This is a genomic window from Phyllobacterium myrsinacearum (assembly GCF_014138285.1).
GTDB classification, from domain to species: Bacteria; Pseudomonadota; Alphaproteobacteria; order Rhizobiales; family Rhizobiaceae; genus Phyllobacterium; species Phyllobacterium myrsinacearum_A.
Map to the genome: position 1 here is coordinate 128766 of NZ_JACGXN010000007.1, position 18835 is coordinate 147600.

Genomic DNA, 18835 nt, shown 5'->3' on the forward strand with positions numbered 1-18835 from the left:
ATGACGGCACATATGTCGCAAGTGTTTGGTCCGCATAGCCGGACTGATGCGCATAGTGAGTTATAAAAAGGAACACCTCGCAAAGACGAGAAAATGGGATTCATGTTTTCACCGGGTGTTCTGCCCGGTGTGCATTATCTGTTTTCAGGTCCGCTGTGAGGACGAAAGATGATAATGCGGACAGTCGAAACATTTCAGCACCAAGTGAAAGAAGAAGCCGATCTGGGCATTGTACTGCCCGATGGGTGCCGCCTGTCGGCCCGGGTCTGGATGCCCGAAGATGCCACTGAAAACCCTGTTCCCGCCATTCTCGAATTTCTGCCCTATCGCAAGCGCGATGGTACGACGGCGCGCGATAATCTCACTCACCCTTATTTTGCCGGGCATGGCTATGCCTGCCTGCGCGTCGACATGCGCGGCAACGGCGATTCTGAAGGGCTGATGGAGGACGAATATTCGGTTCAGGAGCTGAATGATGCCTGCGAAATAATCAAATGGATCGCGGCGCAGCCGTGGTCATCAGGCAAAGTCGGCATGATGGGCATCTCCTGGGGCGGTTTCAATTCGCTGCAGGTGGCCGCGCTGCAGCCCGAAGCGCTGAAGGCCATCATCACGCTGTGCTCCACCGATGACCGCTATGCCGATGACATCCACTACAAGGGCGGGCTCCTGCTCAACGAGAATCTGGGATGGGGGGCAACCATGCTCGCCTATTCGTCCCGCTCGCCCGATCCGATGCTGGTCGGCGACAAGTGGCGCAGCATGTGGCTGGACCGGCTCGATCATGAACCATTCCTGCCCGCTGTCTGGCTGATGCACCAGACACGCGATGCCTATTGGAAGCGCGGCTCGATCTGCGAGGATTTTTCTGCGGTCAAAGCTGCCACGCTGGCCGTCGGCGGCTGGGGCGATGCCTACAAAAATGCTGTGCCGCGCCTCATGGAGAGCATAAAGGCACCCGTCAAAGGCATTATCGGCCCATGGGTGCACAAATATCCGCATTTCGCCGTGCCGGAACCGCGCATCGGCTTCTTGCAGGAAGCATTGCGCTGGTGGGACCGCTGGCTGAAGGACATCGATACCGGTGTTGAGAACGATCCGGCGTATCGCGGCTATCTCATGGATTCGGTTCGCCCGAAAAGCTGGTACACGGAGCGTCCGGGTTACTGGATCGCCGAACAGCAATGGCCGTCCAAGACGATCCGCAGCGAAATCCTCAATCTGGGTGCTGACAAGTCTTTGGGCGCGAAGCGGGCCGGGGATTTTTCCCATCTCGTCGCTTCGCCGCAGGATTGCGGGATGATGGGCGGCGAATATTGCGCCATCTGGCTTGGCCCGGAACTTCCCGGCGATCAGCGCCGCGATGATGCTCTGTCGGTCTGTTACGACAGTGATATCCTTGAGAAGGCTGTTGATATTGTCGGCGCCCCGGAAATCAGCCTGACGCTGTCCAGCGACAAGCCCGTTGCCATGGTTGCCGTGCGCCTGTGCGATGTGCACCCGGATGGCGCGTCGACGCGCATCACCTACGGCGTATTCAACCTGTGTCATCGTAACAGCCATGAAAAACCGGAGGCCCTTACACCGGGCGAAACGGTAAAAATCAAATTCAAGCTCGACGATATCGCTTACCGCATTCCTGCCGGACACCGGCTGCGCGTTGCTGTTTCATCCAGCTACTGGCCGATGGTCTGGCCATCGCCGGAAGCCGTAAACCTGACACTGCATGCGGGCGCGCTCGATCTGCCATCGCGGGATCTGGCCACCGGGGATGAATGGACCTTTCCGGAACCTGAAGCGGCATCGCCCTGGCAGCTCGATATATTGCGCGAGGGCACAAACAGCCGCCTTATCGAGCACGATCAGGTCAGCGGCAAGATCATCCTGTCGATCATGGATGATTTTGGTGAGGCGCGGGACAGGGAGCATGGTCTCATCCATGGCAGTGTTGCGCGCGAACGCTGGGAGATCCATGCGGATGATCCGCTTTCCGCCCGTGGCGAGACACATTGGACGGAACTGTCCGGCCGCGATGAATGGCGCGTTCGGACGGAAACGTTCACGACGATGCGGTCAGATCAACAAAATTTCCATCTGACCGGCCGCATTGAAGCCTACGAAAATGACGAACTGGTTTTCGAGCGAAACTTCGCCGAGACGATCGCGCGTCAGTACATATGATTGCTGGAGGTCCACGTTAAAGACTCACATTAACGGTTGAAATTCACGGGTATCAAGTCGCATAATTCACAAAAACCGAATTTGGGCGCCAGGCGTTCAAGCAACAAAAGGGGAATGGGTATGTCAAAAGAACTCGATTATCTGAGCCGCAAGGTCGCACGCGGACATCTGTCACGGCGTGACTTTCTCGGCCGCGCTGCCGCACTCGGCGTTACCACCGTCTTTGCCAATTCATTGCTTTCCAGCGCGGCTTTGGCCGAAGGCCCAGTAAAAGGCGGTACGCTGAAAGCCGGCATGCAGGGCGGTGCCTCGACCGACAGCATGGACCCAGCGACATGGCAGAGCCAGGTTCCTTACAAATTCGGCCGCCAGTGGGGCGAACAGCTCGTTGAAATTCAGGCCGATGGCACACTCAATCCCAAATTGGCAACGGAGTGGGGCTCAACCCCCGATGCCAAGGTCTGGACGTTCAAGATCCGCAAGGGCGTGCAGTTCCACAACGGCAAGGACATGACCGCCGACGACGTCGTGGCCACGATGGAACGCCATTCCGACGCCAATTCCAAATCCGGCGCTCTCGGCGTGATGAAGGGTATCGACAGTGTAAAGAAAGACGGCGATACCGTTGTTTTCACATTGAAAGAAGCCAATGCCGACCTGCCGTTCCTGATGGACGACTACCATCTGATGATCCAGCCGAACGGCGGCAAGGACAAGCCCACCGCAGGCATCGGCACCGGACCATACAAGGTCGTCAAGGACGAGCCGGGTGTGCGCCATATCGGTGAAAAATTCGCCAATTATTGGGATGGTGACAAGCGCGGCCACGCGGCACAGATCGAGATTATCGTCATCAATGACGCCACCGCACGCACGTCCGCATTGCAGTCGGGTCAGGTCCACATGATCAACCGCGTGGAGCCGAAGATTGTTGATCTCGTCAAGCGCGTCCCCGGCGTGACCATCCAGAACGTAGCGGGCAAAGGGCACTATGTGTTCATCGCCCATTGCAACACGGCACCGTTCGACAACAATGACCTGCGTCTGGCACTGAAATACGCCATGAACCGCGAAGACATGGTGCAGAAAATCCTGCGCGGCTATGGCTCTGTCGGCAATGATTTCCCAATCAACAAGGCCTATCCGCTGTTCTCCGACGATATCGAACAGCGCGCCTACGACCCCGATAAGGCGGCCTTCCATTTCAAGAAGTCCGGCCACGACGGCGCGGTGCTGCTGCGCACATCCGATGTTGCCTTTCCAGGTGCCATCGATGCGGCACAGCTTTACCAGCAGAGCGCGGCAAAGGCCGGCATCAAGATCGAGATCAAGCGTGAACCCGGTGACGGCTACTGGTCGGAAGTCTGGAACAAGCAGCCGTTCTCGACATCCTATTGGGGTGGCCGTCCGACGCAGGACCAGATGTATTCGACTGCCTATCTGTCGACTGCAGACTGGAATGATACGCGCTTCTTCAATGAAAAGTTCGACAAGACGCTGATCGCAGCGCGCGCCGAACTCGACACTGGCAAGCGCAAGCAGATGTACCGCGACATGTCGGTGACGGTGCGCGACGAGGGCGGCGTCATCGTGCCGATGTTCAACGACTTCATCGACGCCACCAGCGCCAAGGTTGGCGGCTGGGTGAAGGACGGCAATCAGGAAATGAGCGGCGGTTATGCATTGTCCCGCTGCTGGCTGAACGCTTAGGGCCGGGGCGGATGAGCGGTCCTGTCCTCAAACTGGTGGCCCAGCGCATTGCGATGGGCCTTCTCCTCCTTCTGGCAGTTTCGGTGTTGATCTTCGCAGGCACCCAGATACTGCCGGGAGATGTGGCGCAATCCATTCTCGGCCAGTCGGCCACACCGGAGGCACTGGAAAACCTGCGGCGTGACATGGGGCTGAATGATCCGGCCTATATCCGCTACCTGCATTGGCTCGGCGGCATACTGACCGGTGATCTCGGCACGGCGCTCTCCAGCGGACAGGACATCGCGACATCACTCAAGGGGCGGTTGTGGAACACCCTTTTCCTCGCATTCTGGGCAGCGGCCGTTTCCATTCCGCTGGCCATTGCCCTCGGTTTGCTAGCCGTGCGCTATCGCAACGGCTGGGTTGACAAGATCATCTCCGGCCTCGGCCTCGCATCCACGTCGTTGCCGGAGTTTTTTACCGGTTATCTGCTGATCTATTTCGTGGCCGTGCGTCTGCAATGGTTCCCGAGCGTCTCCACGGTTTACGACGGCATGCCGCTCGGCGAACGGCTGAGCGCCATCGCCTTGCCGGTCACGGTGCTGACTCTGGTTGTTCTGGCCCATATGATGCGCATGACCCGGGCGGCCATCCTCAATGTCATGCAGTCGGCCTATATCGAAACCGCGGAACTCAAGGGACTGACACCCTTCCAGATCATTGCCCGCCATGCTTTCCCCAATGCCATCGCCCCGATCGTCAATGTCGTGATGCTCAATCTGGCATTCCTTGTGGTCGGCGTCGTCGTGGTCGAGGTGATCTTCGTCTATCCCGGCATGGGGCAATATCTGGTGGACCATGTAGCCAAGCGCGACGTGCCGGTTGTTCAGGCATGCGGGCTGGTTTTCGCGGCTGTTTACATCACCCTCAATATCATTGCTGACATCGTGGCGATTGTTTCCAATCCCCGCCTCAGACATCCAAAGTGAGGCCGCGCCATGCTGAATGTTAAGAACATCCCCATCAGCGCCTGGATCGGCCTGATCATCACGGCGGTCTTTCTGTTCGCGGCCATCTTTGCGCCGTGGGTTGCCCCGTATTCCGTCGGCGAAACAGTCGGCGATGTCTGGGAGCCCATGTCGGCGAAATACTGGCTCGGTACGGACAATCTCGGCCGGGACCTGTTGTCCCGTATGATCTACGGCGCGCGCATCACCATCTTCATCGCCGCGATGGCTACGGCGCTGTCGTTCATTCTCGGATCGGTGCTGGGTTTTGCCGCCGCCGTTATCGGCGGCTGGTTCGACCAGCTCATGTCGCGTTTCGTCGATCTGATCATGGCGATCCCGACATTGATCTTTGCCCTTGTCGTGTTGTCGGTTCTGCCCGGCAATGTCACCACACTGATCCTTGTCATGGGCCTGCTTGACGCCACGCGCGTCTACCGGTTGGCCCGGGCTGTGGCGGTCGACATCAATGTCATGGATTTCGTCGAGGCGGCGAAGCTGCGCGGCGAGGGGCGTATCTGGATCATCTTCCGCGAGATACTGCCCAACGCCCTGACCCCGCTGATTGCCGAACTCGGCCTGCGTTTCATCTTTGCCGTGCTGTTCCTGTCGGCACTGTCATTCCTTGGTCTCGGCGTCCAACCGCCGGATGCGGACTGGGGCGGCATGGTCAAGGAGAACAAGGAAGGTATCGTCTTCGGCATTCCGGCCGCGCTGATTCCGGCCGCCGCTATTGCCGTGCTGGCGATCTCCGTCAATCTCGTCGCCGACTGGATTCTCAACCGGACCACAAGCCTGAAGGGAGGACGCGGCAATGGCTAAAGCGCCTGCGAAAGACAAGACCGGTCTCCTTCTCGACATCCGCAATCTGCGGATCGAAGCGACCAGTTATCCGCCCGGCGAGGCGCCGCGAAACGTGGTGATCGTCGATAATGTCTCGGTAAAGGTGGAGCGCGGCAAGGTGCTCGGGCTGATCGGCGAATCCGGCGCGGGCAAGTCGACCATCGGCCTTTCCGGTATGGGCTATGGCCGCGGCGGCGTACGCATCACCGGCGGCGAAGTGTTGCTCAACGGGCGTGATATCCTCAAAGGCGGTGCAAAGACGCTGCGGCAGATCCGGGGCCGGGAAGTCTGCTATGTCGCGCAGTCCGCCGCTGCGGCCTTCAATCCGGCGCGCAAACTGATGGATCAGGTGATTGAGGCGGCGCTTCAGCACAGGATCGCCACGCGCGCCGAGGCGGAAAAGCGCGCTATTGGACTGTTCAAAAAGCTGGGCCTGCCCAACCCTGAAACCTTTGGGCAGCGGTTTCCGCATCAGGTTTCCGGTGGTCAGCTGCAACGGGCCATGACAGCCATGGCGCTGTGTTCCGAGCCGGATCTAATCGTGTTCGACGAGCCGACAACGGCGCTTGATGTGACCACGCAGATCGACGTGCTTGCCTCGATCAAGGATGCCATTCGCGATACGAATGTTGCCGCACTCTACATCACCCATGACCTGGCTGTTGTGGCGCAGGTGGCCGATGACATCATGGTGCTGCGTCATGGAAAGATGGTGGAATATGGCGACACGCGTCAGATCATCAAGGAGCCGCGCGAGGACTATACGCGCCAGCTGGTGTCCGTGCATCACATCCCGCACCAGGAAAAGACGTCCGACAATACACCCATCCTGTCGGTGAAGAACATCACTGCTGCCTATGGCGGCGGGCTGGTAAAGGTACTGAAAAACGTATCGGTTGATCTGCATCTCGGCCAGACGCTGGCGGTTGTCGGCGAATCCGGCTCAGGCAAATCCACGCTGGCGCGGGCCATTACCGGTCTGTTGCCGCCGATGGAGGGTACGATCACTTTTGACGGGCGTACGCTATCACCGCGCCTCGCCAACCGCACCCGCAACGATCTGCGCGAATTGCAGATGATCTATCAGATGGCCGACGTGGCGATGAATCCGCGCCAGACCATCGGAACCATCATCGGTCGGCCGCTCGAATTCTATTTCGGCATGCGCGGCAAGGTGCGTGATGCGCGCATTGCCGAATTGCTCGACAAGATCGAGATGGGCAAGGGCTTTGCCGACCGTTATCCAGCGGAATTGTCAGGCGGACAGAAGCAGCGTGTCTGCATTGCCCGTGCACTTGCGGCCAAGCCGAAACTGATCATCTGCGACGAGGTGACGAGCGCACTCGATCCGCTTGTGGCCGACGGCATTTTGAAGCTTCTGCTCGATCTGCAGGCGGATGAACACGTCGCCTACCTCTTCATCACCCACGATCTTGCGACGGTGAAATCCATCGCCGATGCGATTGCGGTGATGTATCGGGGCGAGGTGGTGCGCTACGGCCCGAAATCACAGGTGCTCAAGCCGCCCTTTGATGCCTATACCGATCTACTGCTGTCATCGGTTCCGGAAATGGAACTTGGCTGGCTGGAGGGAGCCGTGAAAAACCGCCGCATGGCGAGTGCGGGGAATTAGGGGAATTTGCCCCATTATCTCTCCCCTTGCGGGAGAGAACGGATTTTCTTGGATTTAGCTTCTTCGCTAAATCCTTAGAAAATCCAAGAGAGGGGATTTATGTGAATTCTGGAACTTCCCCTCTCGTGCGATTTCTAGCACTTGAGCTTCGCTGCGCTCGCTAAGATGCTGAAATCGCTTTCTCCCCCACAAGGGGGGAGATAACCGAGTAACTACTTTAAACTTAAAGCTGGCCCGGCCAGCGGCCCTGTCCCAGCAGATGCACGGCGGTGCAGACGCGGCGGAAACTGGAGCGCGCGCGTGTGACACTGTGGCGGGCGCGCAGGTAGCCATGCACCAGACCGGGTTCGTTGTTCCAGATCGCCTTGCCGCCTGCGGCCAGGATCTTGTCACGGTAGTGGCGGCCATCATCGGAAAGAGGATCGCATTCGGCCGAAATCACGATTGTATCGGGCAGGCCGGAAAAGTCCGTGTCGGCGAGCGGGACAAAGCGTGGATCCGCCGACCAGTCCTCGCCGCCGCTTCTGATCTTTGCATAATAGAGCGTATCACGCGTGGTCAGCATCGGCGCTTCGGCATGGGTGACATAGGAGCCTTGATCCTGCGCACCGCCCAGTCCCGGATAGACCATGACCTGGCCGATGGGTGCGCGATTGCTATGGCGCACATGGTGCGAAACCGCAGCAACCAGATTGCCGCCGGCGCTGTCACCGCACAGGACAATCGGCAGGCTGGACGTGGCCGCCACATGCTCGAATGCCGCAAGGCAATCCTCGAATGAGGCGGGGTGCAGATGTTCCGGAGCGAGGCGATAATCGACCGAGACGACGTGAAAGCCGGTGGCGTCGCAAATCTCGGCACAAACATCATCATGGCTGTCGAGGCCGCCGACGACAAAGCCGCCGCCATGGAAATACAGGCATATCGCTTCGGGATCACTGTCGCGCTTTTCATACATGCGGATTGGTATTTTGCGGTCTTCGGCATCGATGAAACGATCCATCGCCAAAACGCCTGTGGGATAACCGGTAAAGAAGGCCCCGCACATCCGGTTATACACGTCGCGCTGCTGGGCAACAGTATGGTCAACGGCATCGGGCGGATAAAAGCTGTTCGTCCGCTCGATGAAAGCCCAGGTTTCCGTGTCGATCAGGACTGAATAATCAGCGCTCATCTGCCCTTCCATACAGGATCGCGTTTTTCGGCAAAGGCCTTGAACCCTTCCTGACCATCTTCCGAAGCGTACAAGACGTCAACCGTGCGGAATTTACGCTTGGTGATCCAGTTCATGGCATCCTGGAAACTCATGTCTTCCGCTTCGCGCGCCACTTCCTTGATGGCGGCGAACACCAGCGGCGGGCCGCTTTCCAGCAGCCGGGCGATCTCCCAGACCCGTTCCATCAGTTTGTCCTTGGGCAGGACCTCGTTGACGAGGCCCCAGCGATGCGCCTCGGTGACATCCATCCAGCGGCCGGTCAGAAGCAGATCCATGGCCACGTGGTAGGGAATGCGCTTGGGCAGTTTCACCGTTGCGGCATCAGCCAGCGTGCCCGCGCGGATTTCCGGCAGGGCAAAGCTGGAATGGTCGGAGGCATAGATGAGATCGCAGGAGAGGGCGAGTTCGAACCCGCCGCCCACCGCCATGCCGTTGACGGCGGCGATGACGGGCTTGTTGAAGTCGCGCATTTCCTGCAGGCCGCCAAAGCCGCCGACACCGTAATCACCGTCCACCGCATCGCCGCTTGCTGCGGCTTTGAGGTCCCAGCCGGCGCAGAAGAACTTGTCGCCTTCGGTCTGGACAATCGCGACGCGAAGCTCGGGATCGTCGCGGAATTTTTGAAACGTTTCACCGAGCAGGCGGCTCGTCTTCAGGTCGATGGCATTGGCCTTCGGACGGTCCAATGTGATTTCAAGAATGCCGCCTTCGCGGCGCGTCCTGACGACATCATTCATGCAACTCTCCCCTGGTGATGAGCAGCGCATCGGCTATCCATGCGCCTTGGCCGCTGCGGCATACAAGCAGCGGATTGATATCGAGTTCAACAATCCTGCCCGCATTCTTGACCGCAAATCCGGCAATGCCAAGAATTGCGTCGAGCGCAGCATCAAGATCAGCTTTCGGCTTGCCGCGATAGCCATCGAGCAGCGGGAACATGCGCAGGCTCCGAAGCGCGGCTTCGATCTCCACAAGGCTGGACGGCAGGAGCAGCGTAACACTGTCTTTCAACAGTTCCACCAGAACGCCGCCGGTCCCGAGGGTCATCAGCGGACCGAACTGCGGATCATCGACAATACCGACGATGAGTTCGGCAACCGCATCGGTCACCATGCGCTCGACATAGAGACCGCTGCCGATGCTGATGAGGTCGGTTGCCGCCGCACGGACGGCTTCGGCATCGCGCAGATTGAGCCGCACCGCATTGTGTTCGGATTTGTGCGCAACGCCGAGGGCCTTCAATGCCACTGGAAAGGTCAGTTCTTCCGCAGCCGTAATGGCCGCATCGACAGTCTGGCAGCGTCGACCCGGTGGTACGGGCAGGCCATGTTTCGCAAGGATGGCCTTTGCCGCCGCTTCATCAGGCGCCTGTTCGTCTGCGTCACGGATTTCCGGGGAGACGACCGGCTGGGTAAGGGACGTCTTCCATGCCCTGCCGATAAAGGCGGCGGCTTCCGCCGCATCGAAAGCTTCGGTGATGCCGCAGAGCGGCGCGATGCCCTGCGCCATCAGCCCGGCCATATATTCTTCCGGAATGTTTTCCGGCAGCGACGCGACGATGGCGCCCTTGGCCCCGTTGGTCTTGAGGGCCGATTCAAAACCACGCACTGTCGACCACCAGTCCACGTCGGAACAGCGGTCTTTCCGTGGGAAATCAAGCACAAGACAGCTCAAGCCAAACCCGCCTGACACCATGGCGGTGAAAGTTTGGGTCAGCGCCGGTTCATTGTTCCAGATGAACGTGTGGTAGTCCAGTGGGTTGGCCACGGCGACCAGCGGTCCCAGCGTGGATTTGACCTTGGCACGATGCTCGGATGTAAGTGCTGGGAAGTGGATGCTCCGTCCCTCGGCGCTGTCTGCCATGACAGAGGCTTCACCGCCGGAACAGCTCATGGAGCACAGAGTATCGCCATCGAGCGGTCCGTGTACATGCAGGAGTTTCAGGGTTTCGAGGAAAGACGCGATGGAATTGACGCGGGCAATGCCAAGCCGTTTCAGGAATGCATCCGATGCCGCATCCGATCCGGCCAGCGAGGCCGTATGCGACACCGTGGCGGCGCGTGCTTGGGCAGAGCGTCCGACCTTCATGGCGACGATGGGTTTGTTCAGCTCGCGTGCGCGCTTTGCCAATGCTTCGAATTTTGCTGCCGATTGAAATGCTTCGATGTGGAGGCCCAGCGCCGTCACCCGTTCATCCTCAAGCAGGGCAATGGCCATATCAGGCAGGCCCGTCTGCGCCTGATTGCCTGCCGTCATGACGTGGGCAATCGGCAATCCGCGCGTCTGCATCGTCATGTTGATGGCGATATTGGAGGATTGCGTGATGATGGCGACGCCACGCTCGTCGGCGGCGAGCCTGCGCCCACCATGCTGGTCCGGCCAGAGCAGGGCACCATCGCAATAATTGATCAGGCCGTAACAGTTCGGCCCGATGATGGGCATGTCGCCCGCCGCCTCGATCAGCTCATCCTGCAGGCGTGCGCCATCCGCATCATCGGCGCCAGCTTCGAGAAACCCCGAGGCGTAGCAGACGGCAACACCCGCGCCGCGTTCGCGCAATTGCCTGACGATATCAAGGGTCAGAAAGCGGTTGACGCCGACAAACGCGGCATCGGGACTGCCGGGCAGATCGGCAACGGAGCGGTAGGCCTTGAGCCCGAGGATTTCGTCGTGCTTGGGATGCACCGGCCATATCTCGCCGGAGAATCCCATTTTCTGTGATTGCCTGATGACTTCGGCGGCCTGAAGGCCACCGAAGACAGCAATGGTTTTGGGACGGAGCAGACGATCGAGGTTTGCCATGTTTCAGACACCCCCCTCTGCCCTGTCGGGCATCTCCCCCGCAAGGGGGGAGATCACATCGACATCAAAATTTTCGCTTACTTTGCAATATCTCAGAACTGATCGAAACCGTAATGAAGGCTGATCTCCCCCCTTGCGGGGGAGATGGGCGATAGCCCAGAGGGGGGTAAAACCTGATATCATTACCCCTTACGCTCCGTGCGGGCGAAGTAGGGCGCGCGAGATGATATGCCGCTGGATTTCCGATGTGCCTTCCCAGATGCGCTCCACCCGTGCATCGCGCCAGATCCGTTCGAGCGGCAGATCGTCCATCAGCCCCATGCCGCCGTGAATCTGGATCGCCTCGTCAGCGACAAAGGCCAGCATTTCCGTGGCTTTCAGTTTGGCCATGGCCATGTCCTGATCGGTGACGGTGCCCTGATCGAATTTCCAGCCCGCCTCAAACGTCAGGAGGTCGGCGGCCTTCAGTTCCGTTGCCATATCGGCAAGTTTGAACGAAACGCCCTGAAACTTGCCGATCTGCTGGCCGAACTGCTGGCGCTGTGCCGCATATTCAATGGCATGGCCAAGCGCGCGTTCGGCCCGGCCGAGACAGGTCGCCGCGACCTGCAACCGTGTGGCACCGAGCCATGTATTGGCGACCTCGAAACCCTTGTGTACTTCGCCAAGGATCGCATCGGCGGGCAGACGGCAATCATCGAATTCGATGATGGCATTGGTATAGCCCCGGTGCGAGACATTGCGATAACCCTCGCGGATCGTCATCCCCGGATGGCCCTTGTCGACGAAGAAGGCGGTGATTTTCTTCTTCTTGCCGCGCGGCGTGTCTTCCTCACCTGAGGCCACGAAGAGGATGACAAAATCCGCTTCCAATGCATGACTGATGAAGTGCTTGGTGCCGTTGATAACCCAGTCACCACCTTTTTCGACCGCCGTCGCCTTCATGCCGCGCAGGTCGGAACCGGCGCCCGGTTCTGTCATGGCGAGGCAATCGGACTTTTCGCCGCGAATGCAGGGATAGAGGTACTTTTCCTTCTGCGCGTCGGTACCGGCGAGCAGGATGTTGGAGGGACGGCCAACACAGGACCAGTGCAACGCGTAATTGGCGCGGCCAAGCTCCTTTTCATACAGCAGCCATGTCACGGTATCGAGTCCGGCACCGCCGACGGATTCCGGCATGTTGGCCGCATAAAGACCTGATGCAATCGCCTTCTGCTTGAGTTCGTCCGCAAGCTCCTTGCGCAGGACACCCGTACGCTCCACTTCCGCCTCATGCGGGTAAAGCTCGTTTTCGACAAAGGCCCGGGTTGTCTCGACAATCAGCCTTTGCTCCTCCGAAAGACCGAAATCCATGATTTAAGCCTTCTTCTTGGGTTTGGTGGATTTGGCCTTTTCAGCCGCCTTGGAAATCGCAGGCTTCTTTGCCAGTTTGGACAACTGCTTGGTGTAGTCCTTGTAGAGTGCTCCGGCGCCCCAGCCCTTACCTTTGTTCTGGCGCGACAGGGCATCCATGATGGCCACGAGATTGTCGTCGCGAATGCGTTCCAGCTCGCGGATGGACAGGCCATGCGCCTGTTCATCGGATTGTGCAGCGATCTTGTCGACGAGTTCATCGGTGAGTTCAGGCACGTCCATCAGCTTGGTCCACGGCCAGGAAAGGCAGGGGCCGAACTGGGCCATGAAGTGACGCATACCAGCTTCGCCGCCCGCCACGCGATAAACCTGGAACATGCCCATCTGCGCCCAGCGAATGCCGAACGAATAGCGCATGATGTCGTCAAGTTCCTCGACGGTGGTGATGTCATCCTTGATGAGCCAGAGGGCCTCGCGCCAGACGGCCTCGAGCAGGCGGTCGCCGACAAAGGCTTCGATTTCCTTGCGGATGACCACGGGTTTCATGCCGATGGAGGCGTAGAGTTCCCGCGCGGTTTCGATGGCTTCCGGCGACGTCAGCTTGCCGCCGACGATTTCAACCAGCGGCAGCAGGTAGACCGGATTGTAAGGGTGGCCGACAACGAGGCGCTCGGGATGCTTCATCGACGTCTGCATGTCAGACGGCAGGATGCCTGACGTGGACGAGCCGATGATGGCGTCAATGGCCGCATGCTTGTCGATTTCCGCCAGCACCTTGTGCTTGAGGTCGAGGCGTTCCGGCACGCTTTCCTGAATAAAATTGGCACCGGCAACAGCCTCGGCAATCGTCTTGGCAAAAGTCAGTTTGCCCTCTTTGGGCAGGCCGCCGGGAACCATGGTCTTGTAGGCGCGGCGTGAATTCTTCATCACCTCGCTGACCTTGCGTTCCGCTTCCGGGTCCGGATCGAAGATCGACACGTCGATACCGTTGAGGATGAGACGGGCAACCCAGCCCGCACCAATGACGCCGCCGCCGACGGCTGCCGCTTTGCGAATGACGCTCATGATCTTACCAGCCCTTTGTCAGTTTCATGCGGGAACGAACCTCGTCAGGTCCGATGATCCTCGCGCCCATGCCTTCGGCGACCTTCACGGCCCGTTCGACCAACTGGCCGTTGGTGGCAAGGACACCCTTGTCGAGCCAGATATTGTCTTCAAGGCCCACGCGGATATTGCCGCCGGCCAGCATGGCCATGGCGGCATAGGGCAACTGGTTGCGGCCGATGGAGAAGGCCGAGAACGTCCAGTTGGCAGGCAGGTTGTTGGTCAACGCCAGCAGCGTGTTGATATCGTCGGGGGCGCCCCACGGAATGCCCATGCAGAGCTGCACCATGACAGGATCTTCCAGCAGTTTCTGGTCATAGAGCCATTTGGCTAGCAGTAGATGGCCGGTATCGAAAATTTCGACTTCCGGACGCACGCCCAGCGCCTTGATCTGCGCTGCCATGTCTTTCAGCATGGCAGGCGTATTGGTCATGACGTAATCGCCTTCGCCGAAATTCATCGTGCCGCAGTCAAGCGTGCAGATTTCCGGGCGCAGCTTGGCCACATGCACGAGACGTTCCGTAGCACCGACCATATCGGTGCCATTGGGAGAGGGCGGCATCGGCTGTTCGGTGCTGCCAAGCGTCAGGTCACCGCCCATGCCGGCGGTGAGGTTCAGCACCATGTCGACGCCGGATGCCTTGATCAGATCGACCACTTCCGCATAGAGCGCGACATCGCGCGAACCCTTGCCGGTCTTCGGATCGCGCACATGGATATGCGCCACGGCGGCACCGGCATTGGCGGCGGATATGCACTCGTCGGCGATCTGGCGCGGGGTGACCGGAACCTTGTCGGAACGGCCTGTCGTATCGCCCGCTCCGGTGACGGCACAGGTGATGAATACGTCGCGATTGGGGGTGAGTCCCATTGCATTGCTCCCATTTTTCCGTTGAGCAAATCATGCAGCTGTTGCAAATGCATGCTTTGCAATATACGAACTTGATTTGATGAATAGCGAAACATCGCCACTCTTTTTGCCCGATACCAAAACGCTTGATGTGACGGTTCTCGTCTTCAGCGGCGCATCACTGATGTGCGTGGCATCGACCATCGATCCCATGCGCGCGGCCAATCGCGTCTCGGGCAGCAACCTGTTCCAATGGCGGATTGTTTCATTGGATGGAAACCCTGCCATTACTACCTGCGGCCTACCGATTGCCGTCTCAGGCGCATTCAATCCAGCTGACAAGGCCGACATGCTGTTGATGATCGGCGGGTTCGGCACCTCAGATATTTCGCGAACCACCTTTACCGCCAGCCTGCGCCGCGCCACACATCATTACCGGATGATCGGCGGCATCGAGGCCGGATCGTGGCTGCTCGGCAGGGCGGGGCTGCTGCGGGGGCGCCGTGCCACCACCCATTGGGAAGACATGGAGGAGTTCACCGCCGAATTTCCCGAGGCGGACATCCGGCCCGACCGCTATGTCATCGACGGGCCGGTTTTCACCACGGGTGGCGCATCGCCGACCTTCGATCTGATGCTGCATCTTATCCGTTCGCGCTGCGGCATGTCCGTCGCGCTCGATGTGGCAAGCGTGTTCATCTATGACGAAGCCCATGCTTCCAACGACGCCCAGCCGCTTGTCTCGCTTGGAAGGCTCGACGATGTCCATCCGAAACTCGCCACCGCGATCCGTTTGATGGAGAACCATCTCGATGCACCGCTCACCATTGGCGCGATAGCCAAACGCTGCGGCCTGAGCGCGCGCAGCCTCGAAAAGATTTTTGCAAAAGCGGTGGGTGAAGGACCGGGCCGCTACTATCTGCGGTTGCGCCTGAAGATCGCGCGGCGGCTGATCACCGATACAAAGACACCGCTGGCCGATATCGCCGCACGCACGGGTTTTTCATCGGCGGCAGCATTCGCCCGCACATTCCGGACATTTGAAGGCAAGCCGCCGAGCAGTCTGCGTGCAGCAACCAATCGATAGGGTGCCGCCATTCCTAGTCGTTTTTGACACAGTGGGCGGACGGCTGCCATGGTTCAAATGCCGCCGGGTTTTATCAACGAGGGAAATACCAGCATGCCAGAAGGTGAATTGTACCGCTCCGCACCGATAGCCATGGAAAAGGAATGGATCGATTACAACGGCCACCTGAACATGGCCTATTACAACGTGGTGTTTGATCGGGGCGGTGATGAATTCCTTGCCGAACTGGGTTTCGGCCCGAAATACGCGGCGGAACGCAAGCTGACGATCTACACCGCCGAAGTGCATATTTGCTATGTGCAGGAGATCCATCTCGACCATCTGGTGACCGTCACCAGCCAGCTCATCGATTTTGACGGCAAGCGTCTGCATACATATAACGAGATCATTCACGTTGATGGCTGGGTTGCCGCAACAGCCGAGGTGCTGTCGCTCCATGTCGACATGAACGGGCCGAAGGTTGTGCCGTTCCCGGACGATGTGCTGCCAAAGCTTGAATTTTACAAGGCGGCCCATGCGAAACTGGGGATTCCAGAGCGTGTTGGACGGTCTATCGGAATTAAGAGGAAGTAGGTTTGCCCCCCCCCTCTGGGCTGTCGCCCATCTCCCCCACAAGGGGGGAGATCAGCCTTCATATCTATTTCAGCTAATCTTCAGGAGTTGGAAATTGAACGAGATATTAATGTCAATGTGATCTCCCCCCTTGTGGGGGAGATGTCCGACAGGACAGAGGGGGGGTGAGACAACGGCAATCATCAACTTCATCCCCCAAACTGCTCCACCAGCCACTTCTCGAATTGGCGAATCCGCGTTTCATTGACCCGCTCCTTGCGGCAGATCATGTACCACGCGCCGGGTTGCGGGACTTTTAGCGGAAACGGTGCCACCAGACGCCCGGCCTTCAGATCGTCGGCGACGAGAAAGCCCGGCGCGATGGCCAGTCCCTGACCGTCCAGAGCCGATTGCAGGGCGGCAAGATAAGTGTCGAATTTCAGCGTCACGGCCTGACCGCTGTCGGCAATCCCGGCGGCATCGAGCCACGTGCCCCAGTCCTCTGGTGCCGTATAGAGCGCCAGACGCGGCACCTTGTGGAGCGCTTTTGCTCCGGCGTCGCCCTCGATTCGCGCTGCAACTGCCGCGCTGCACACCGGAAACATCTCGGCTTTGACAAGCAACCGGTAGTGCAGGTTCATCCGCTCCGGCCGGGTCGTGTGGATGATGCCGATGTCGGAACTGTCGATATTGAGTTCCCAGTCGAGCTGGCTTGTACCGATGCGGATGGCCAGGTTCGGATTGACCTTGCGGAAGTCCGTCAGGCGGGGAATGAGCCAGCGGATGGCAAACGTTGCATAGGTTTCAAGCGCCAGATCGTCCGTTGTGCCAAGCCGGTTGATCAATGCCGTGCCACGAGCGATTTTTTCGAAGGCATCGCGCATATAGGGATAGTACAGCGTCCCGGCATCGGTCAGCGCCACACCGCGCGGCAGGCGTTCGAACAGTTTTACCCCGAGAATAGCCTCCAGCTCGGAAATGCGATGGCTGATGGCCGATTGCGTCACGCCCAGCTCATCGCCTGCCAGTCGAAAACTCAGCAGGCGGGCCGACGCTTCAAACGCGCGCAACGCGCCGAGCGGGGGTATTCTGGGCTTCGACATCATCGGGCGGCATCCTGTAAAACAGACTATTGAGAATAATTCATGTCTTGATGAGCAACCATCGCTTGAATGCAGCCCAATGCGGAATCATTCTAATCTGCGACGCATCTCAGAAACAATAAGCGTTCGGGAACAATCTTTTCGGAGAATGAAATGGGTGCAGAACAGGTCTTTGCAGAAATTGCGCCGTCCCTGGACAAGATTGATCGCCTGATCGCCGAGCACAAAGCCGGTCACGGGCTGGTGCGTGCCTTCTACATGGACCCGGATGTCTACGTCAGGGACATGGAGCGCGTTTTCCGCCGCCATTGGCACTGTATCGGCCATGCCAGCATCATTCCCAATGCGGGCGATTTCGAGCTGTTCAAGATCGATACGGAAGCAGTGATCGTCTCGCGCACCGAGGATGGTTCGATCCATGCGTTTCTCAACGTCTGCCGCCATCGCGGCGCCGAGGTCTGCACGCAGCAGAAGGGCAATGCCCGCTTCTTTGTCTGCCCCTACCACGCGTGGACTTACATGAATGATGGCAGCCTGCGCGCAGCGCGGCTGATGCCGCGGGATTTCGATCGCAGCGCGCATGGCTTGAAAAAACTGCATGTGCGCGTCGCCGAAGGGCTGGTCTTCATCTGCTTTGCCGACGAACCGCTGAATTTCGACATCATCGAGCAGTCGCTGCGCACCACCTGCGGGCAATATGGCTGGGCCGACGCCAAGGTGGCGCACCGCGAAACCTATCCGGTCGATGCCAACTGGAAGCTGGCCGTCGAAAATTACGTCGAGTGCTACCATTGCGGCCCAGCGCATCCGGAATATTCGCAGACCCATGCGCTGGAGCAGCCGGCGGAAAAAATCGTCGAACTGAATGCCCGGATGGAGCAGCGCACCTGCGCGCTTGGCATCGATATCGCCACCGGCGATCATTGGCAGAGTTCGGCACAGGGCAATGAAACGATTCATACGTTCCGCTATGCGCTTTATGAGGGCGTATCGAGCGGCAGCGAGGATGGCTCGCCTATTGGCCCGTTGATGGGGCGTTTTACCGAATTCGATGGCGGTGTGACCTCCATCCACCTTGGCGGCACCAGTTTTCTGGTCTGCTACCCCGATCACGGCATGATTTATCGTTTCATTCCGAAGACTGCCGACACATGCGAGATGGAGCTGATCTGGCTGGTGCGCGGCGATGCCGAAGAGGGCAAGGATTACGATCTGGAAAAGCTGACATGGCTTTGGAAAGTGACCACCGCCGAGGACAAGACGATCATCGAACACACGGCGCGCGGCGTCCGCTCGCACTATTTCGTGCCGGGGCCCATCGCACCGATGGAATACAACGAGTTGCGGTACATCCAGTGGTACCTCGATGAAATCGCACGGGCGTAAGCCAAACAGCATGAGTTCATGGGAGA

The 18835-nt window shown here is 59.0% G+C and carries 15 protein-coding genes; 8 read left to right on the forward strand and 7 right to left on the reverse strand.

Annotated features, from left to right (window positions below; genetic code table 11):
• Nucleotides 1-174: 174 nt before the first annotated feature.
• The 5 genes from FHW16_RS19610 (at nucleotide 175) to FHW16_RS19630 (ending at nucleotide 7356) form a co-directional block, all read left to right on the forward strand.
• On the forward strand, nucleotides 175-2181 hold the full coding sequence (locus FHW16_RS19610) for a CocE/NonD family hydrolase (RefSeq protein ID WP_182551111.1): 2007 nt from the start codon (nucleotides 175-177) through the stop codon (nucleotides 2179-2181).
• Nucleotides 2182-2301: 120 nt separating this feature from the next.
• The gene (locus FHW16_RS19615) at nucleotides 2302-3891 is read left to right on the forward strand and encodes an ABC transporter substrate-binding protein (RefSeq protein ID WP_182550972.1); all 1590 of its coding nucleotides are present in this window, start codon (nucleotides 2302-2304) and stop codon (nucleotides 3889-3891) included.
• Nucleotides 3892-3902: 11 nt separating this feature from the next.
• Nucleotides 3903-4862 carry an ABC transporter permease gene (locus tag FHW16_RS19620; RefSeq protein ID WP_182550973.1) on the forward strand — a complete coding sequence of 320 codons (960 nt, stop codon included), beginning with the start codon at nucleotides 3903-3905 and terminating at the stop codon, nucleotides 4860-4862.
• A gap of 9 nt (nucleotides 4863-4871) precedes the next feature.
• On the forward strand, nucleotides 4872-5702 hold the full coding sequence (locus FHW16_RS19625) for an ABC transporter permease (protein ID WP_182550974.1): 831 nt from the start codon (nucleotides 4872-4874) through the stop codon (nucleotides 5700-5702).
• Entirely contained in the window at nucleotides 5695-7356 is a 1662-nt protein-coding gene (locus tag FHW16_RS19630; protein WP_182550975.1) for an ABC transporter ATP-binding protein, read from the forward strand. The genes FHW16_RS19625 and FHW16_RS19630 overlap by 8 nt, the downstream gene beginning before the upstream one ends.
• 223 nt (nucleotides 7357-7579) lie before the next feature.
• Here the strand turns inward: FHW16_RS19630 and FHW16_RS19635 are convergent, their stop codons facing one another.
• From FHW16_RS19635 to FHW16_RS19660, 6 genes are all read right to left on the reverse strand, one after another.
• Nucleotides 7580-8530: an alpha/beta hydrolase gene (locus tag FHW16_RS19635; protein ID WP_182550976.1), complete on the reverse strand. Its 951-nt coding sequence runs from the start codon at nucleotides 8528-8530 to the stop codon at nucleotides 7580-7582.
• A complete protein-coding gene (locus FHW16_RS19640; RefSeq protein ID WP_182550977.1) occupies nucleotides 8527-9309 on the reverse strand; it encodes a carnitinyl-CoA dehydratase in 783 nt (260 codons plus the stop codon). Before FHW16_RS19640 ends, FHW16_RS19635 begins: the two co-directional genes overlap by 4 nt.
• Complete coding sequence (locus tag FHW16_RS19645) at nucleotides 9302-11374, reverse strand: acetate--CoA ligase family protein (protein ID WP_182550978.1); 2073 nt, start codon at nucleotides 11372-11374, stop codon at nucleotides 9302-9304. Before FHW16_RS19645 ends, FHW16_RS19640 begins: the two co-directional genes overlap by 8 nt.
• A 189-nt stretch (nucleotides 11375-11563) precedes the next feature.
• Nucleotides 11564-12727, reverse strand: a complete 1164-nt coding sequence (locus FHW16_RS19650) for an acyl-CoA dehydrogenase family protein (protein WP_182550979.1) — start codon at nucleotides 12725-12727, stop codon at nucleotides 11564-11566.
• Nucleotides 12728-12730: 3 nt separating this feature from the next.
• Nucleotides 12731-13792, reverse strand: coding sequence for a carnitine 3-dehydrogenase (locus FHW16_RS19655; protein ID WP_182550980.1), 1062 nt, complete (start codon nucleotides 13790-13792; stop codon nucleotides 12731-12733).
• Between the two features lie 4 nt (nucleotides 13793-13796).
• Nucleotides 13797-14702, reverse strand: a complete 906-nt coding sequence (locus tag FHW16_RS19660) for a 3-keto-5-aminohexanoate cleavage protein (protein WP_182550981.1) — start codon at nucleotides 14700-14702, stop codon at nucleotides 13797-13799.
• 76 nt (nucleotides 14703-14778) lie between these two features.
• On the opposite strand from FHW16_RS19660, the gene FHW16_RS19665 reads away from it, so the two are divergent.
• Complete coding sequence (locus tag FHW16_RS19665) at nucleotides 14779-15768, forward strand: GlxA family transcriptional regulator (RefSeq protein ID WP_432652055.1); 990 nt, start codon at nucleotides 14779-14781, stop codon at nucleotides 15766-15768.
• A gap of 93 nt (nucleotides 15769-15861) precedes the next feature.
• A complete protein-coding gene (locus tag FHW16_RS19670) occupies nucleotides 15862-16341 on the forward strand; it encodes a thioesterase family protein (protein ID WP_182550983.1) in 480 nt (159 codons plus the stop codon).
• Nucleotides 16342-16529: 188 nt separating this feature from the next.
• Here the strand turns inward: FHW16_RS19670 and FHW16_RS19675 are convergent, their stop codons facing one another.
• The gene (locus FHW16_RS19675) at nucleotides 16530-17426 is read right to left on the reverse strand and encodes a LysR substrate-binding domain-containing protein (RefSeq protein ID WP_182550984.1); all 897 of its coding nucleotides are present in this window, start codon (nucleotides 17424-17426) and stop codon (nucleotides 16530-16532) included.
• A gap of 150 nt (nucleotides 17427-17576) precedes the next feature.
• On the opposite strand from FHW16_RS19675, the gene FHW16_RS19680 reads away from it, so the two are divergent.
• Nucleotides 17577-18809, forward strand: a complete 1233-nt coding sequence (locus tag FHW16_RS19680) for an aromatic ring-hydroxylating oxygenase subunit alpha (protein ID WP_182550985.1) — start codon at nucleotides 17577-17579, stop codon at nucleotides 18807-18809.
• Nucleotides 18810-18835: the final 26 nt, after the last annotated feature.

What these genes read in the sequence shown, in the direction of transcription:
- FHW16_RS19645 (WP_182550978.1), bottom strand. Translation starts at nt 11,374, where the DNA reads ATGGCAAACCTCGATCGTCTGCTCCGTCCCAAAACCATTGCTGTCTTC.
- FHW16_RS19675 (WP_182550984.1), bottom strand. Translation starts at nt 17,426, where the DNA reads ATGATGTCGAAGCCCAGAATACCCCCGCTCGGCGCGTTGCGCGCGTTT.
- FHW16_RS19625 (WP_182550974.1), top strand. Translation starts at nt 4,872, where the DNA reads ATGCTGAATGTTAAGAACATCCCCATCAGCGCCTGGATCGGCCTGATC.
- FHW16_RS19630 (WP_182550975.1), top strand. Translation starts at nt 5,695, where the DNA reads ATGGCTAAAGCGCCTGCGAAAGACAAGACCGGTCTCCTTCTCGACATC.
- FHW16_RS19620 (WP_182550973.1), top strand. Translation starts at nt 3,903, where the DNA reads ATGAGCGGTCCTGTCCTCAAACTGGTGGCCCAGCGCATTGCGATGGGC.
- FHW16_RS19680 (WP_182550985.1), top strand. Translation starts at nt 17,577, where the DNA reads ATGGGTGCAGAACAGGTCTTTGCAGAAATTGCGCCGTCCCTGGACAAG.
- FHW16_RS19640 (WP_182550977.1), bottom strand. Translation starts at nt 9,309, where the DNA reads ATGAATGATGTCGTCAGGACGCGCCGCGAAGGCGGCATTCTTGAAATC.
- FHW16_RS19670 (WP_182550983.1), top strand. Translation starts at nt 15,862, where the DNA reads ATGCCAGAAGGTGAATTGTACCGCTCCGCACCGATAGCCATGGAAAAG.
- FHW16_RS19615 (WP_182550972.1), top strand. Translation starts at nt 2,302, where the DNA reads ATGTCAAAAGAACTCGATTATCTGAGCCGCAAGGTCGCACGCGGACAT.
- FHW16_RS19650 (WP_182550979.1), bottom strand. Translation starts at nt 12,727, where the DNA reads ATGGATTTCGGTCTTTCGGAGGAGCAAAGGCTGATTGTCGAGACAACC.
- FHW16_RS19610 (WP_182551111.1), top strand. Translation starts at nt 175, where the DNA reads ATGCGGACAGTCGAAACATTTCAGCACCAAGTGAAAGAAGAAGCCGAT.
- FHW16_RS19660 (WP_182550981.1), bottom strand. Translation starts at nt 14,702, where the DNA reads ATGGGACTCACCCCCAATCGCGACGTATTCATCACCTGTGCCGTCACC.
- FHW16_RS19655 (WP_182550980.1), bottom strand. Translation starts at nt 13,792, where the DNA reads ATGAGCGTCATTCGCAAAGCGGCAGCCGTCGGCGGCGGCGTCATTGGT.
- FHW16_RS19635 (WP_182550976.1), bottom strand. Translation starts at nt 8,530, where the DNA reads ATGAGCGCTGATTATTCAGTCCTGATCGACACGGAAACCTGGGCTTTC.